The following is a 13,794-nucleotide window of genomic DNA, read 5'->3' as shown; positions in this document are numbered from 1 at the left end:
CGAAGAAGGCCCCCCCCCAATTTCTCTGCATACCGCAACGCCAGGGCACTCGATGAAACGCTACGAAAAATTCGCCGACGACATCGCTGAACTGATCCGCTCCGGCGTCCTCGGCCCTGGCCAGCGCGTGCCGTCGGTGCGCTACGCCAGCCAGACCTACGGCGTCAGCCCGTCCACGGTGTTTCAGGCTTATTACCTTCTGGAGCGCCGCGGCCTGATCCGCGCCCGCCCGCGTTCCGGCTACTTCGTCAACACACACGCGCCGAGCCCGTTTTCAGAACCGGTGATCAGCAGCCAAGTCAACGAATCCACCGAAGTCGACGTCAGCGAACTGGTGTTCTCGGTCCTCGACTCGATCAAAGACCCCAACACCGTCCCCTTCGGCTCGGCGTTCCCCAGCCCCACCCTGTTTCCCCTGCAACGGCTGTCCCGTTCATTGGCCAGCGCCGCCCGGGACATGGATCCGCGCATGGTCGTCACCGACATGTCGCCGGGCAACCCGCAACTGCGCCGACAAATCGCCCTGCGCTACATGGTCGGCGGCCTGATGCTGCCCATGGATGAATTGCTGATCACCAACGGCGCCCTCGAAGCGCTGAACCTGTGTCTGCAAGCCGTCACCGAACCCGGCGACCTGGTGGCCATCGAAGCTCCGGCGTTCTATGCCTGCCTGCAAATCCTCGAACGGCTGAAACTCAAAGCCGTGGAAATCCCCGTGCATCCGCGCGACGGCATCGACCTCGGCGTGCTCGCGCAAACCCTGGAACGCTACCCGATCAAGGCCTGCTGGTGCATGACCAGTTTTCAGAACCCCATGGGCGCGACCATGCCCGAGGCAAAGAAACAGGAACTGGTGGAGTTGTTGCGCAGCCATCAGGTGCCACTGATCGAAGATGACGTTTACGCCGAACTGTATTACGGGCAACAGGCGCCGAAACCGGCGAAAGCGTTCGACACAGAGGGGTTGGTGATGCATTGCGGCTCGTTCGCCAAGAGCCTCGCCCCTGGCTATCGCATTGGCTGGGTGGCTGCCGGGCGCTTTGCGCAAAAAATTGAACGGCTGAAACTCATGACCTCGCTGTGCGCCTCGATGCCGGCGCAGGCGGCCATTGCCGATTACCTGCAACATGGCGGCTATGACCGGCATCTGCGCAAACTGCGTTATGCGCTGGAAGAACAGCAGAGTGCGATGCTGGCGGCGATTGCCCGCTATTTCCCGGCGCAGACTCGCGTGAGTCAACCGGCTGGCGGCTATTTCTTGTGGCTGGAATTGCCCGTGCAGATGGATTCGTTGAAGTTGTTTCAGATGGCGTTGGCGCAAGGCATCAGCATCGCGCCGGGGCCGATCTTTTCGCCGGCGCAACGGTTCAGGAATTGTATTCGGCTGAATTATGGCAGCCCCTGGGATGAGGCTTCGGAGAAGGCGATGGAGACGCTGGGACGGATTGTGCGGTCATTCTGAGGGTTTGAGGTTGACTGTTCCGACCCCATCGCGGGCAAGCCCCCACAGTTGACCGCGCAACCCTGTGGGGGGCTTGCCCGCGATGGGGCCCGAGCCGAGACCGCACCTTTCAGAGATTAACGCCCGCCCCCAAGATCGACAAAAGTCCCGGTCGCATACGACGCCTTGTCCGACAACAACCACACAATCGCTTCCGCCACTTCATCCGGCCGGCCACCGCGCGCCATCGGTATCGCCGATTCCAGTTTGCTGACCCGGTCCGGATCGCCGCTCAGCGCGTGGAAATCGGTGTAGATGTAGCCAGGTCGCACGGCGTTGACGCGGATACCTTCGCCGGCCACTTCCTTGGACAGGCCGATGGTAAAGGTGTCGAGTGCGCCTTTGGAGGCCGCGTAGTCGACGTATTCACTGGGGGCGCCCAAGCGTGAGGCCACCGAGGAGACGTTGACGATGCTGCCACCCTGGCCGCCATGTTTGGGCGACATGCGCAGGATCGCGTGCTTGGCGCAGAGAATCGGCGCCAGGACGTTGGTTTTGAGGATTTTCAGAATGCGAAATTCGGACATTTCGTCGACCCGGGATTTGTGCCCCACAGTGCCGGCGTTGTTGACCAGTGCGGTAACCCGGCCCAGTTCGGTGTCTACCCGGTGAAACAAGGCAATCACTTCGTCTTCGATGCTGACGTCCGCACGGACCGCGATGGCTTGGGCGCCGAGGGCGCGGACTTGCTCGAGTACCCGGTGCGCGGCTTCTTCATCGGATTGATAGTTGATGCAGATCCGATAGCCCTGTTCGGCGGCCAACAAGGCAGTGGCGGCGCCGATGCCGCGGCTTCCACCAGTGATGACGATGACTTTGTCCATGCGAGCTGTTCCCCATTCAAGCGTAAGCAGTCGGGGGCAAGAATAACCGCCATCGGCGTTTTTTGCATGGGGTGTTGTGATGTCAGCGGGGACGCCACCGCTGGCAAGCCAGCTCCTGCATGGGACTACGCGGACCGATAACGCGATCTTGCTTCAGGCCAGCGCCAGTTCCTCTGCCCGAACTATATCGATCATGAAGCGCTCTGCCGGCAGCGGGTGCCCCAGCAGGTAACCCTGCAACGAATCGCAGCCCAGTTGGGTAAGGAAATCCTGCTGCACGTCGGTTTCCACCCCTTCGGCGACGATCCGCAAACCCAATGCCTGGCCCAGCGCGACGATGGCGGAAACGATGGCGGCGTCGTCGCTGTCCCGTTCCAGGTCGCGGACAAAACCACGGTCGATCTTCAATTCGTTGGCCGGCAAACGCTTGAGGTACATCAAACTCGAATAGCCGGTACCAAAGTCATCGATGGACAGGTCGACGCCCATCTCCGAGAGCTCATTGAGCACCATCATGCTCGCATCGGCGTCACTCATTGCGGTGGTTTCGGTGATTTCCAGGGTCAGGCTGTTGGCGGGCAAACGGTGCGTGGCCAAGGCTTTGGCGACACTCTGAACCAGGCCTGCATGGCAGAACTGCAGGGCCGAAAGGTTTACCGCGATACGCCAGTCGGTGTAGCCGAGCACATACCATTCGCGCATCTGGCGGCAGGCTTCGTTGAGCACCCATTCGCCAATCGGAATGATCAGCCCGGTCTTCTCCGCCAGTTCAATGAACTTGTCCGGCAGCATCATGCCCTGAGTCGGGTGCACCCAGCGCAACAACGCTTCGGCGCCGACCGGCCGGCCATTGCTGGCGTCGAACTTGGGTTGGTAGTAGAGGCTGAATTGTTGCTGATCCACGGCATTACGCAGGTCTTGCAGCAATTGCAGCTGTTTGCGCGCGTTGCTGTTCATCGAGGCGTCGAAGAAGCTGTAGCCGTTTTTACCCACGCCCTTGGCGTGATACATCGCCGCGTCGGCATTCATCAGCAGCTCTTCAGCCGTCTGGCCGTTGCCCGGATAGAGGGCGATGCCGACACTGGCTGAAATCTGCAAATCATGTTCGGCGACGCGGAACGAGCGCGCGATCATTGCGACCTGACGTGCCGCCAGGTTCAAGGCGTCATGTTCATCGCGCAATTGCACCAGCAAGACGAATTCGTCACCGCCGATCCGCGCCAGGGTGTCCTGGCTGCGCAGATCCTCGCGCAAGCGCAAGCCGACTTCTCGTAAGAGCAGGTCACCCATGTGGTGGCCGAAAGCATCATTGACCGGTTTGAAACCGTCCAGATCGATGAACATCAATGCAAAACAACCGCCCTGCTCCTGCACCCTCGATGTGGCCTGGTCGATGCGATCCGCCAGCAACACCCGATTCGGCAGACCGGTCAGGGGGTCGTGCAGCGCCAGTTGGGTGAGTTCGCGATTAGCTTCTGTCAGCGAGCGGGCCAATTCGGCGGTGCGAGCCTCCAGACGTGCATCGAGAATCGAGGTGAGCAAGGCAATGCTCAGCACCGCCATCGTGGTGATCAGCACCAGGCTGTCCAGGCCCTTGCCGTTCAAACCGCTGATCGCCGCGCCACAAAAACTGCCGTCGGGAAAACGCGCAGCGGCCATGGCGGTGTAGTGCATTCCAACAATGGCAATGCCCATGATCACCGCCGCGCCGCCTCGAAGCAGGCTGACATGAGGCGTGTGCCGGCGCAGGCGAAAGGCGATCCATAACGCAGCGCCCGACGCCCCGACGGCGATGAGCAGAGAGGCACTAAACAGTGTCGGGTCGTAATCGATACCCGGCTGCATGCGCATGGCGGCCATGCCGGTGTAGTGCATGGCGCTGATACCAGCGCCCATCGCCAGCGCTCCAAACCCCAGTTGCCAGCCCGGCAGTTGTGGCTGGCTGACCAGCCACAAGGCAAAGCCGCAGGACAGAATCGCGGTCAGCAGCGACAGGGCCGTCAGGGTGATGTCGTAGCCGAGGTCAATAGGCAGTTCAAACGCGAGCATGCCGATGAAATGCATCGACCACACGCCGATGCCCATCGCAAAAGCCCCGCCCACCGTCCACAAATGCACGGCCCGACCTCTGGCGGTAGCAATGCGCCCGGTCATGTCGAGCGCGGTATAGGACGCGAGAATCGCTACACAGAGCGAAATGATAACCAGCGTGGGTGAATAGCTACCGATAAGCATTGGATTTCTCGCGACTACCCCGCCGTACTGCTTCCGTTCTCGGGGGGTAAATCGGGCGATTGTACTGACTGCGCGAAAGAACGCACTGAGAAAATTAGCAAAGGGCCATCAAGCCGATGAAACGCTTGTTTGACTACCCGAAACAGGTCAATTATTGAGCTCGAGCTGGCCATCCCATCCACCGCCCAACGCCGCGATCAATTGAACGCTGGCGATCAGCCGGCTCTGTAACAAGTCCAGCATATTGCGTTCATTGTTCAGCGCCGTGGCCTGCACCACTACCACATCCAGATAGGCAATCAGCCCGGCCTTGTACTGATTCTGGGTCAGGCGCAGGGACTCACGCGCCGCATCCAGTGCCTGTTGACGCACGGCGGATTCGTTTTCCAGGACCTTGAGCTGAACCAGGTAGTTTTCCACTTCACGGAAACCGTCGAGTACGGTCTGGCGGTACTTGGCCACTGTCTCGTCATAGGCCGCTTCGCTGCGGTCGACTTCCGCCGAGCGCTGACCGCCGTCGAACAAGGTCATCGCCAGTTGCGGGCCGACCGACCAGAAGCGGTTCGGCACACTGATCCAGTTCGAAGAGGTGCTGCTGCTGTAACCGCCGTTCAAACTCAACGTCAGGTCCGGGTAGTACGCGGCCTTGGCCACGCCGATGTTAGCGTTGGCGGCCATGACCGAGCGCTCGGCCGAGGCGATGTCAGGACGGCGTTCCAATAATTGCGAAGGCAGGTTCAGCGGCACCTCGGGCAACAGCGGGATGTCCGTGGTTTCCGCGAGGTTGAACTCGGCGGGCGGCAGTCCGATCAGTACGGCAATGGCGTTCTCGAACTGCGCGCGCTGCCAGATCAGATCGACCAACTCGGCTTCGGTACTCTTGAGCTGAGTGGTGGCCTGTGCCACCGCGTCCTTGCCGGAAACACCTGCGCGGTACTGGTTTTCGGTCATTTTCAGCGAGCGCTGATAGGCCTCGACTGTCGCTTGCAGCAGGCGCTTTTGCTCATCGATCACGCGCAATTGCAGGTAGTTCTGCACCAGTTCCGACTGCTGGCTCAGGCGCATCGCTGCCAGATCGGCAAAACTCGCCTCGGCGTTGGCCGTGTCGGCCTCAAGGCCTCGGCGCAGTTTGCCCCAGACGTCGGCCTCCCAACTGACACCGGCCTGGGCCGTGTAGGTATTGCGAATGCCGCTGGACGTACTGCTCAGGCTCGAACTGCTGCTGCCAGTGCCCTGGCTCGAGCGGTTTTTGCCGACGGTCAGGTCCACCGTCGGGAAAAACGCGCCGCGGGCACTGCGCACCAGGGCTTGGGCTTGACGGTACTGGGCTTCGGACTGGGCAACGGTCTGGTTGGCGCTGTTGAGTGTGTCGATCAGGCCGTTGAGTTGTTGATCGCCATACAGTTCCCACCAGGCACCGCGGGCCAGGGAATCGCTCGGGTTGGCCTGACGCCAACCGGCCGCTTCCTTGTACTGTACCGGCGCGGCGGCTTGCGGGCGCTGGTAATCCGGGCCGATGGCGCAGGCACTGAGCAGCGCCACGCACAGCGACAGGCTCAACAGACGCGAGCCTCGGGCCGTGATCAGCAGTGCAGACAGGTTGATAAGCGAACGGTCAGTCATAGCGGAGTTTCCAGAGCAGCGTCGGTACGCACCCCACGCCATTTATTGAAACGATGGCGCAGTTTGTCGAGATAGAGGTAAACCACCGGGGTGGTGTAAAGGGTCAGCACCTGACTGAAGATCAGCCCGCCGATGATGGTCAAACCCAGCGGCTGGCGCATTTCCGCACCTTCGGCACGGCCCAGCAGCAGCGGCAACGCGCCGAGGATCGCAGCCAGCGTGGTCATCAGAATCGGGCGCAGACGTTGCAGACAGGCGCTGCGAATCGACTCCAGCGGTTCCAGGCCCTTTTGCCGCTCCAATTGCAGCGCGAGGTCGATCATCAGAATGGCGTTCTTCTTCACCACGCCGATCAGCAAAAACAACCCGAGCAACGAGATCAGGCTGAATTCTCCGCCCAATGCATAGATCGACAGCAATGCGCCGACCCCGGCCGACGGCAAGGTCGAGAGAATGGTCAGCGGATGGATGTAGCTCTCATACAGCACGCCCAGCACTAGATACACCGCCACCAGCGCACCCAGTATCATCCACGGCTGGCTCTTTTGCGTAGCGGCGAAGGCGTCGGCGGTGCCGGCCATTTTCACGATGACGTCTTCCGGCATGCCGAGCCTGGCAATCGCCCGTTCGATGGCCGCAGTACCCTGCTCCACCGTCACGCCTTCGGCCATGTCGAAGGAAATGCTCTCAGAGGCAAACTGTCCTTCGTGGCTGACGCGGTCATCTTCCAGGCTGTTTTCGTAATGGGCGATGGTCGACAGTGGAATTCTCGCGCCGTCGGCGGTGATGACTTGAACCTGCTTGAGGGTGATCGGGTCCTGGGCGTATTTCGGATTTACCTCCATCACCACCTGATACTGGTTGAGGCTGTCGTAGATCGTCGAAATCTGCCGCTGGCTGTAGGCGTTGTTCAACACGGCGGTGACCATGTCCATGTCGACCCCCAGGCGTTTGGCCTGATCGCGATCGACGATCAAGGTCACTTGTTGCGCGCCACGTCCTTCCCGGGCATCAATCGCGGTCAACTCCGGTAAGGCCTTGAGCGCAGTCACCACTTTCGGGTACCACTGGCGCAACTCGCCAAGGTCGGCGCTTTGCAGGATGTAGGAATACTGCGAGGTGGTCTGTTCACGACCACCGCCAAACTGCAGGTCCTGATCCGCCATCAGCATCAATTGTGCGCCGGCGACTTTGGGCATTTCCTTGCGCAGGCGTTCGATGACTTTTTGCGCGGACACGCCCCGTTCCTTGATCGGCTTCAGACGTACCAGCATGAAGGCGTTGTTGGTGCCGTTGGTGCCGCCGATAAACCCGGCGACGCTTTCCACTGCTTCATCCTTGAGTACCGCGCGGCGGAATGTTTCCATTTTCGGTTGCATGACGCTGAACGACAGACCGTCGTCACCCCGCACGAATCCAATCAATTGGCCGGTGTCCTGTTGGGGCATGAATGTTTTAGGAACAACGACATACAGCGCAATGTTAACGCCAACTGTCACGATCAGGCTGAGCAAGGTCAGGCGACGGTGACGAAGTACCCAGTCGAGGCTGGTGGCGTATTTGTCGACCATCCACTCGTTGGCGCGCTGACTCCAGCGCTGCAAACGGTTTTCCTGGCCCGGCGTATGTGGCTTGAGCCAACGGGCGCACAGCATCGGCGTCAGGGTCAGCGAGACGACCAGCGAGACCACGATGGACGCGGCCAGCGTGATGGAAAACTCACGAAACAGGCTTTCGATGATGCCGCCCATGAACAGGATCGAGAGAAACACCGCCACCAGCGAGACGTTCATCGATAGCAGCGTAAAGCCGACTTCCTGGGCTCCGAGGTAAGCGGCCTTCATCGGTGGCACGCCTTCGTCGATGTGCCGGGTGATGTTCTCCAGCACTACGATGGCGTCATCCACCACCAGCCCGGTGGCCAGGATCAGCGCCATCAGCGACAGGTTGTTCAGCGAGAACCCATAGAGGTACATCACCGCGAAGGTGCCGACCAGCGACACCGGCACCGCGAGCGTCGGAATCAGCGAGGCGCGGAAGTTACCGAGGAACAGGAACACCACCAGAATCACCAATGCCACGGCGATCAGCAGGGTCATTTCCGCTTCGTGCAGGGTCGCCTTGATCACCGGCGAGCGGTCCATGGCCAGGTTCAGTTTGACGCTGGCCGGCAGCACGGCTTGCAACGCCGGGAGCTGGGCCTTGATTTCGTTGACTGTCTCGATGATGTTGGCGCCCGCCTGACGGTTGATCACCAGCAGCACCGCCGCATCGTTGTTGAAAAAGCCGCTGTTGTAGCGGTCTTCGACGCCATCACTGACCTTGGCCACGTCCTTCAGGCGCAGTGCCGCACCGCCGTTGTAGTGAATGATCAGTGACTCGTAATCCTTGGCCTTTTCCAGTTGATCGTTGGCCTGGACCTGCCACAAGCGCTGGCCGTCTTCGACCGAGCCCTTGGGCCGACGCACGTTGGCGTTAGCGATAGTGTTGCGCACATCATCCAGCGCCACGCCGTACTGGTTGAGCGCTTGCGGTTCGAGTTCGATACGCACCGCCGGCAAGGAGCTGCCACCGATCTGCACTTCACCCACCCCCTGCACCTGAGACAGGCTCTGCGACAGGATCGTCGAGGCCAAATCGTAGAGCTGGCCCTTTTCCAGCACATCCGAGGTCAGCGACAGCACCATGATCGGTGCCTGGGACGGGTTGACCTTCTTGTACGTCGGCATGCTGCGCATCCCGCTTGGCAGCAGGTTGCGCGAGGCGTTGATCGCCGCTTGCACTTCCCGAGCCGCGCCGTTGATGTCGCGATCGAGGTCGAATTGCAGAATCACCCGGGTCGAGCCCTGGCTGGAGCGGCTACTCATGGTGTTGACCCCGGCGATGGCGCCGAAGGAACGTTCGAGCGGCGTGGCCACGGTCGAGGCCATCACCTCCGGGCTCGCACCGGGGAGACTGGCCTGGACCACGATCACCGGGAAGTCCATTTGCGGCAGCGGCGACACCGGCAGCAAACCGAAGCTCACCCCGCCCAGCAGCATGATCGCCAGGCTCAGCAACAGGGTGGCAACCGGGCGCTTGATGAAAGGTCCGGAGAGGTTCATGGCTGCTCGACCACGTCCACGGACTCGGATGTACGGCCCCAGCGTCGACCGAGGCGATCGAAGTATAGGTAAATCACTGGTGTGGTGAACAGCGTCAGCACTTGACTCACCAACAAACCACCGACCATCACCAGACCCAGTGGCTGACGCAATTCAGCGCCGGAACCGGTGGCGAGCATCAATGGCACCGCGCCAAACAACGCCGCCAATGTAGTCATCAAAATCGGCCGGAACCGCAGCAACGCGGCTTGATAAATCGCCGTCTCCGGGTCCATGCCCTGATTGCGTTCGGCGTCGAGGGCGAAGTCGATCATCATGATCGCGTTCTTCTTCACGATACCGATCAGCAGGATGATGCCGATGATCGCGATCATCCCCAGGTCATTGCCACTCAACAGCAGCGCCAGCAAGGCGCCGACCGCCGCCGAGGGCAAGGTCGAGAGAATGGTGATCGGGTGGATGTAGCTCTCGTAGAGCACGCCGAGCACGATGTACATGGTCACCACCGCCGCCAGAATCAGCAGCAAGGTGCTCGACAACGACGCCTGGAACGCTTCGGCCGCACCCTGGAACTGGGTCTGCACGCCAATCGGCATGCCGATGTCCTTTTGCACTTGCTCGATGATTTCTACCGCATGCCCCAACGCCACGCCGGGTGCGAGATTGAAGGACATCATCACCGCCGGGAACTGGCCTATGTGGGTGATCGCCAGTTGCGCCTGACGTTCCTCGATGTGCGCCAGGCTGGACAGGCGCACTTGCCCGCCATCGGTGGTCTTGACGTGAATCTGGTTCAGCGCGTCCGGGCCGATTTTCTCGCCGGATTGCGACTGCAGCACCACGCGGTATTGACTGGCCTGGGTGTAAATGGTCGAAATCTGCCGCTGACCGAAGGCGTCGTACAGCGCATCGGTGATGTTCGACACCGATACGCCGACCCGGGACGCGGCATCGCGGTCGATCACCAGATAGACCTGCAAGCCCTTGTCCTGAAGGTCGCTGGCGACGTCGGTCAACTCCGGCCGCTGGACCAGCGCTTCGACCAGGCGACTGCTCCACAGGCTGAGCAGCTCGGAATCCGGTGAGGACATGCTGAATTGGTACTGCGTGCGGCTGACCCGGTCTTCAATGGTCAAGTCCTGAACCGGCTGCATGAACAGACGGATACCGACCAGTTTGTCCAGTTCCGGTTGCAGGCGCGCAATCACTTCGGTGGCGCTCAAATCGCGGTTGCTGTGGGACTTGAGATTGATCAGCAAACGACCGCTGTTCAACGTCGAGTTATCGCCATCGACACCAATATAGGAAGACAGACTCTCTACGGCCGGATCCGCCAGAATCACCTTGGCCAGTTGCTGTTGCCGCTCACTCATCGCCGCAAAGGAAATCGACTGCGGGGCCTCGGAAATGCCCTGAATCACCCCGGTGTCCTGTACCGGAAAGAAGCCCTTGGGCACGACCATGTAAAGGAACACAGTCAGCGCCAAAGTGCCGATGGCCACCAGCAACGTCAGCGACTGATGCTTGAGAACCCACTTTAACTTGCGCCCGTAAGCCGCGATCATCCAATCAATTGTGGCGCCACTGGCCCGGTAGAAACGGCCCTGTTCTTCTTCCTTGGGTTCGCGCTTGAGCAGTCGTGCGCACATCATCGGCGTCAGGGTCAACGACACGACCAGCGAAATCAGAATGGCCACCGCCAGGGTGATGGCAAATTCCCGGAACAAGCGCCCCACCACATCGGCCATGAACAGCAGCGGAATCAGTACCGCGATCAGCGACAGCGTCAGGGAAATCAGGGTGAAGCCGATCTGCTTGGCGCCCTTGAGCGCCGCATTCAATGGGCTGTCACCCTCCTCGATGAACCGGGAAATGTTCTCCAGCATGACGATCGCATCGTCCACCACGAAACCGGTGGCGATGGTCAGGGCCATCAGGGTCAGGTTGTTCACCGAGAAACCGGCGAGGTACATCACGCCGAAGGTGCCGATCAGCGACAACGGCACGGCCACCGAAGGAATGATCGTGGCGCTGGCCCGGCGCAGGAACAGGAACGTCACCATCACCACCAGCGCAATGGCAATCAGCAGTTCGTGTTGCACATCGGTGACGGACGCGCGGATGGTCTGGGTGCGGTCGGTCAGCACAGTGACTTCGAGACCGGCCGGCAGGTTGTCGGTGATGCTCGGCAGCAAGGCCTTGATCCGGTCGACCACTTCGATGACGTTGGCACCCGGCTGGCGCTGAATATTCAGCAACACCGCCTGGTTTTCATTGGCCCAGGCCGCGAGGCGTTCGTTCTCCGCTCCATCGACGATTTCAGCCACGTCCTTGAGCCGCAACGGCGCTCCGTTGGCATAGGCAAGGATGAGGTTGGCGTAGTCCTTGGGTGAAGTCAGTTGATCGTTTGCATCCAGCATCGAGACCCGGGTCGGGCCGTCGAAGTTACCCTTGGGCTGGTTGACGTTCGACGCACCGATCAGGGTGCGCACGTCCGACAGGTTCAAACCGTTGGCCGCCAGGGCTTCGGGGTTGACCTTGATCCGTACGGCCTGACGTTGACCGCCGGCAATGCTGACCATGCCGACGCCGCTGATCTGGGCGATTTTCTGCGCCATGCGCGTATCGACCAGGTCATTGAGCTTGGGCAACAGCATGGTCTTGGAGGTGATCGCCAGGGTCAATACCGGGGTGTCCGCCGGGTTGACCTTGTTGTACACCGGTGGCGCCGGCAGGTCCTTGGGCAGCAGATTGGTCGCGGCGTTGATCGCGGCTTGTACCTGCTGCTCGGCCACGTCCATGTTGATGTCGAGGCTGAACCGCAGAGTCAGCACCGAAGCACCTCCAGAACTGGTCGATGCCATCTGGGTGAGGCCGGGCATCTGCCCGAACTGACGTTCGAGCGGCGCGGTGACTGCGCTGGTCATGACGTCCGGGCTGGCGCCGGGATAAAGAGTCATCACGCGAATGGTCGGGTAATCGACCTGCGGCAACGCCGACACCGGCAACAGCCGATAGGCGATCACGCCGGCCAGAATAATGGCCAGCATGCTCAGGGTCGTGGCGACCGGGCGAAGAATGAACAGCCGCGAGATGTTCATGCGCCGCCCTTTTTCGCCTTGTCGGTGATCGCCGGCTCAATCGCGTTGGCCGCCGATTTGCCTTGCAGGTGCCCGGTCGGGGTGGTCGGTACATCCTTGGTGTCGTTGACCACTTCCACTTCGCTACCTTCCTTCAGGCGGTCGGTGCCTTCCAGGACAACACGATCGCCGGCGGCCAGGCCTTCGGTGATCACGGTGTTGTCACCGTCGCTGGCGCCGACTTTCAACTGGCGGATCGTGACTTTCCTGTCGCCATCCATCGCATAGACGAAGGTGCCGTTGGTGCCGAATTGAATCGCTGCCGAAGGTGCGAGTATCACGCCCTTGAGGGTGTCGGCCAGCAGATGGACGTTGACGAACTGATTGGGGAACAGCGCCTGATCACGGTTATCGTAGCGCGCCTTGAACTTCAGGGTGCCGGTGGTGACGTCGATCTGGTTGTCGAGGCTCTGCAATACACCGGTGGCCTGCATTTTGGTGTCGCTACGGTCCCACGCTTCGGCGGGCAATTTGGCGCCGCTGCGATAGCGGGCCAGCACCACATCAAGACTATTTTCCGGCAAGGTGAAAGCGACGCTGATCGGTTGGGTCTGGGTGATGATCGCCAGCGCCGTGGTGTCGTTGGCGGCAACCAGGTTGCCGACGTCGAGCTGACGCAGGCCCACTCGCCCGGCTATCGGCGCGCGTATCTTGGTGAATTCGAGATTGAGCTTGGCGTCGTTGACCGCTGCCTGATTGGTCTTGACCGTGCCTTGGTACTGGCCGACCAGCGCTTCGGCGGTGTCCAGGGTTTGCTTGGCGATGCTGTCTTCGCGGTACAGGCCGCGATAACGTTCGACATCGACCTGCGCGTTTTTCAGTTGTGCCTGATTTTGCAGGAGGGTGCCTTCGGCTTGCAGCAAGGCATTCTGGTAAGGGCGCGGATCGATTTCCGCCAGTAAGTCACCGGCCTTGACCATCTGCCCTTCTTCGAACGACACCTTGATCAGCTCGCCGCCCACCCGACTGCGCACATTGATGGTGTTCAGCGCCGTCACGGTGCCCAGCGCCTTGTAATACAGCGGGAAATCCCCCTTGACCGCTGGCGCCACACGCACCGGAACCGGCCCGGTCGCCCCGCCGAAACCGGGACGCATCCCCCCTGCCTTGCCGGTGTGCCCGGCCACGGCTTTTTGTCCGGCGCCTTCTTTTGGCACAGCGCTGCCAGGCCAGAATTTCCAGCACAGGCCAGCGATGACCAACAGGACAAGCAGGCCGAACAGCCAGCGACGAGGACTACGGGAAGCGGAGGATTGCATGGAATGATCAACCATTGGGCGCGTGGGCTTCTTCTACGGGAGGCTGAACGATAAGCACTGGCGGGTATTTAGCAAAGCGCCTTTACCGGCAATTTACCTTCGGCTTAC

7 protein-coding genes are annotated in these 13,794 nt (G+C 60.8%); 1 reads left to right on the top strand and 6 read right to left on the bottom strand.

Annotated features, from left to right (window positions below):
* The first annotated feature begins 52 nt into the window (after window positions 1–52).
* Window positions 53–1,462: a GntR family transcriptional regulator MpaR gene (mapR, locus tag Q7W83_RS14155; protein ID WP_473656219.1), complete on the top strand. Its 1,410-nt coding sequence runs from the start codon at window positions 53–55 to the stop codon at window positions 1,460–1,462.
* Window positions 1,463–1,578: 116 nt separating this feature from the next.
* On the opposite strand, the gene Q7W83_RS14150 is transcribed toward mapR, so the two are convergent.
* The 6 genes from Q7W83_RS14150 to Q7W83_RS14125 all read right to left on the bottom strand — a co-directional run bounded on the left by Q7W83_RS14150 (window position 1,579) and on the right by Q7W83_RS14125 (window position 13,701).
* Entirely contained in the window at window positions 1,579–2,325 is a 747-nt protein-coding gene (locus Q7W83_RS14150; protein WP_150633650.1) for an SDR family oxidoreductase, read from the bottom strand.
* 153 nt (window positions 2,326–2,478) lie between these two features.
* Window positions 2,479–4,560: a putative bifunctional diguanylate cyclase/phosphodiesterase gene (locus Q7W83_RS14145; RefSeq protein WP_150653324.1), complete on the bottom strand. Its 2,082-nt coding sequence runs from the start codon at window positions 4,558–4,560 to the stop codon at window positions 2,479–2,481.
* A 147-nt stretch (window positions 4,561–4,707) separates the two neighbouring features.
* On the bottom strand, window positions 4,708–6,183 hold the full coding sequence (locus Q7W83_RS14140) for an efflux transporter outer membrane subunit (RefSeq protein WP_150639165.1): 1,476 nt from the start codon (window positions 6,181–6,183) through the stop codon (window positions 4,708–4,710).
* Window positions 6,180–9,287, bottom strand: coding sequence for an efflux RND transporter permease subunit (locus Q7W83_RS14135; protein ID WP_150633647.1), 3,108 nt, complete (start codon window positions 9,285–9,287; stop codon window positions 6,180–6,182). Before Q7W83_RS14135 ends, Q7W83_RS14140 begins: the two co-directional genes overlap by 4 nt.
* A complete protein-coding gene (locus Q7W83_RS14130) occupies window positions 9,284–12,388 on the bottom strand; it encodes an MdtB/MuxB family multidrug efflux RND transporter permease subunit (RefSeq protein ID WP_150639166.1) in 3,105 nt (1,034 codons plus the stop codon). The genes Q7W83_RS14135 and Q7W83_RS14130 overlap by 4 nt, the downstream gene beginning before the upstream one ends.
* Window positions 12,385–13,701 carry an MdtA/MuxA family multidrug efflux RND transporter periplasmic adaptor subunit gene (locus Q7W83_RS14125; RefSeq protein WP_150633645.1) on the bottom strand — a complete coding sequence of 439 codons (1,317 nt, stop codon included), beginning with the start codon at window positions 13,699–13,701 and terminating at the stop codon, window positions 12,385–12,387. The genes Q7W83_RS14130 and Q7W83_RS14125 overlap by 4 nt, the downstream gene beginning before the upstream one ends.
* Window positions 13,702–13,794 lie beyond the last annotated feature (93 nt).

Source organism: Pseudomonas sp. 300 (assembly GCF_055803035.1).
The sequence above is the reverse complement of the archived record's forward strand: the minus strand, read 5'-3'. Positions and strand labels throughout refer to the sequence as shown.

Coding starts and splice junctions, on each gene's coding strand:
- mapR (WP_473656219.1), top strand. CDS start 53: ATGAAACGCTACGAAAAATTCGCCGACGACATCGCTGAACTGATCCGC.
- Q7W83_RS14135 (WP_150633647.1), bottom strand. CDS start 9,287: ATGAACCTCTCCGGACCTTTCATCAAGCGCCCGGTTGCCACCCTGTTG.
- Q7W83_RS14125 (WP_150633645.1), bottom strand. CDS start 13,701: ATGGTTGATCATTCCATGCAATCCTCCGCTTCCCGTAGTCCTCGTCGC.
- Q7W83_RS14150 (WP_150633650.1), bottom strand. CDS start 2,325: ATGGACAAAGTCATCGTCATCACTGGTGGAAGCCGCGGCATCGGCGCC.
- Q7W83_RS14130 (WP_150639166.1), bottom strand. CDS start 12,388: ATGAACATCTCGCGGCTGTTCATTCTTCGCCCGGTCGCCACGACCCTG.
- Q7W83_RS14140 (WP_150639165.1), bottom strand. CDS start 6,183: ATGACTGACCGTTCGCTTATCAACCTGTCTGCACTGCTGATCACGGCC.
- Q7W83_RS14145 (WP_150653324.1), bottom strand. CDS start 4,560: ATGCTTATCGGTAGCTATTCACCCACGCTGGTTATCATTTCGCTCTGT.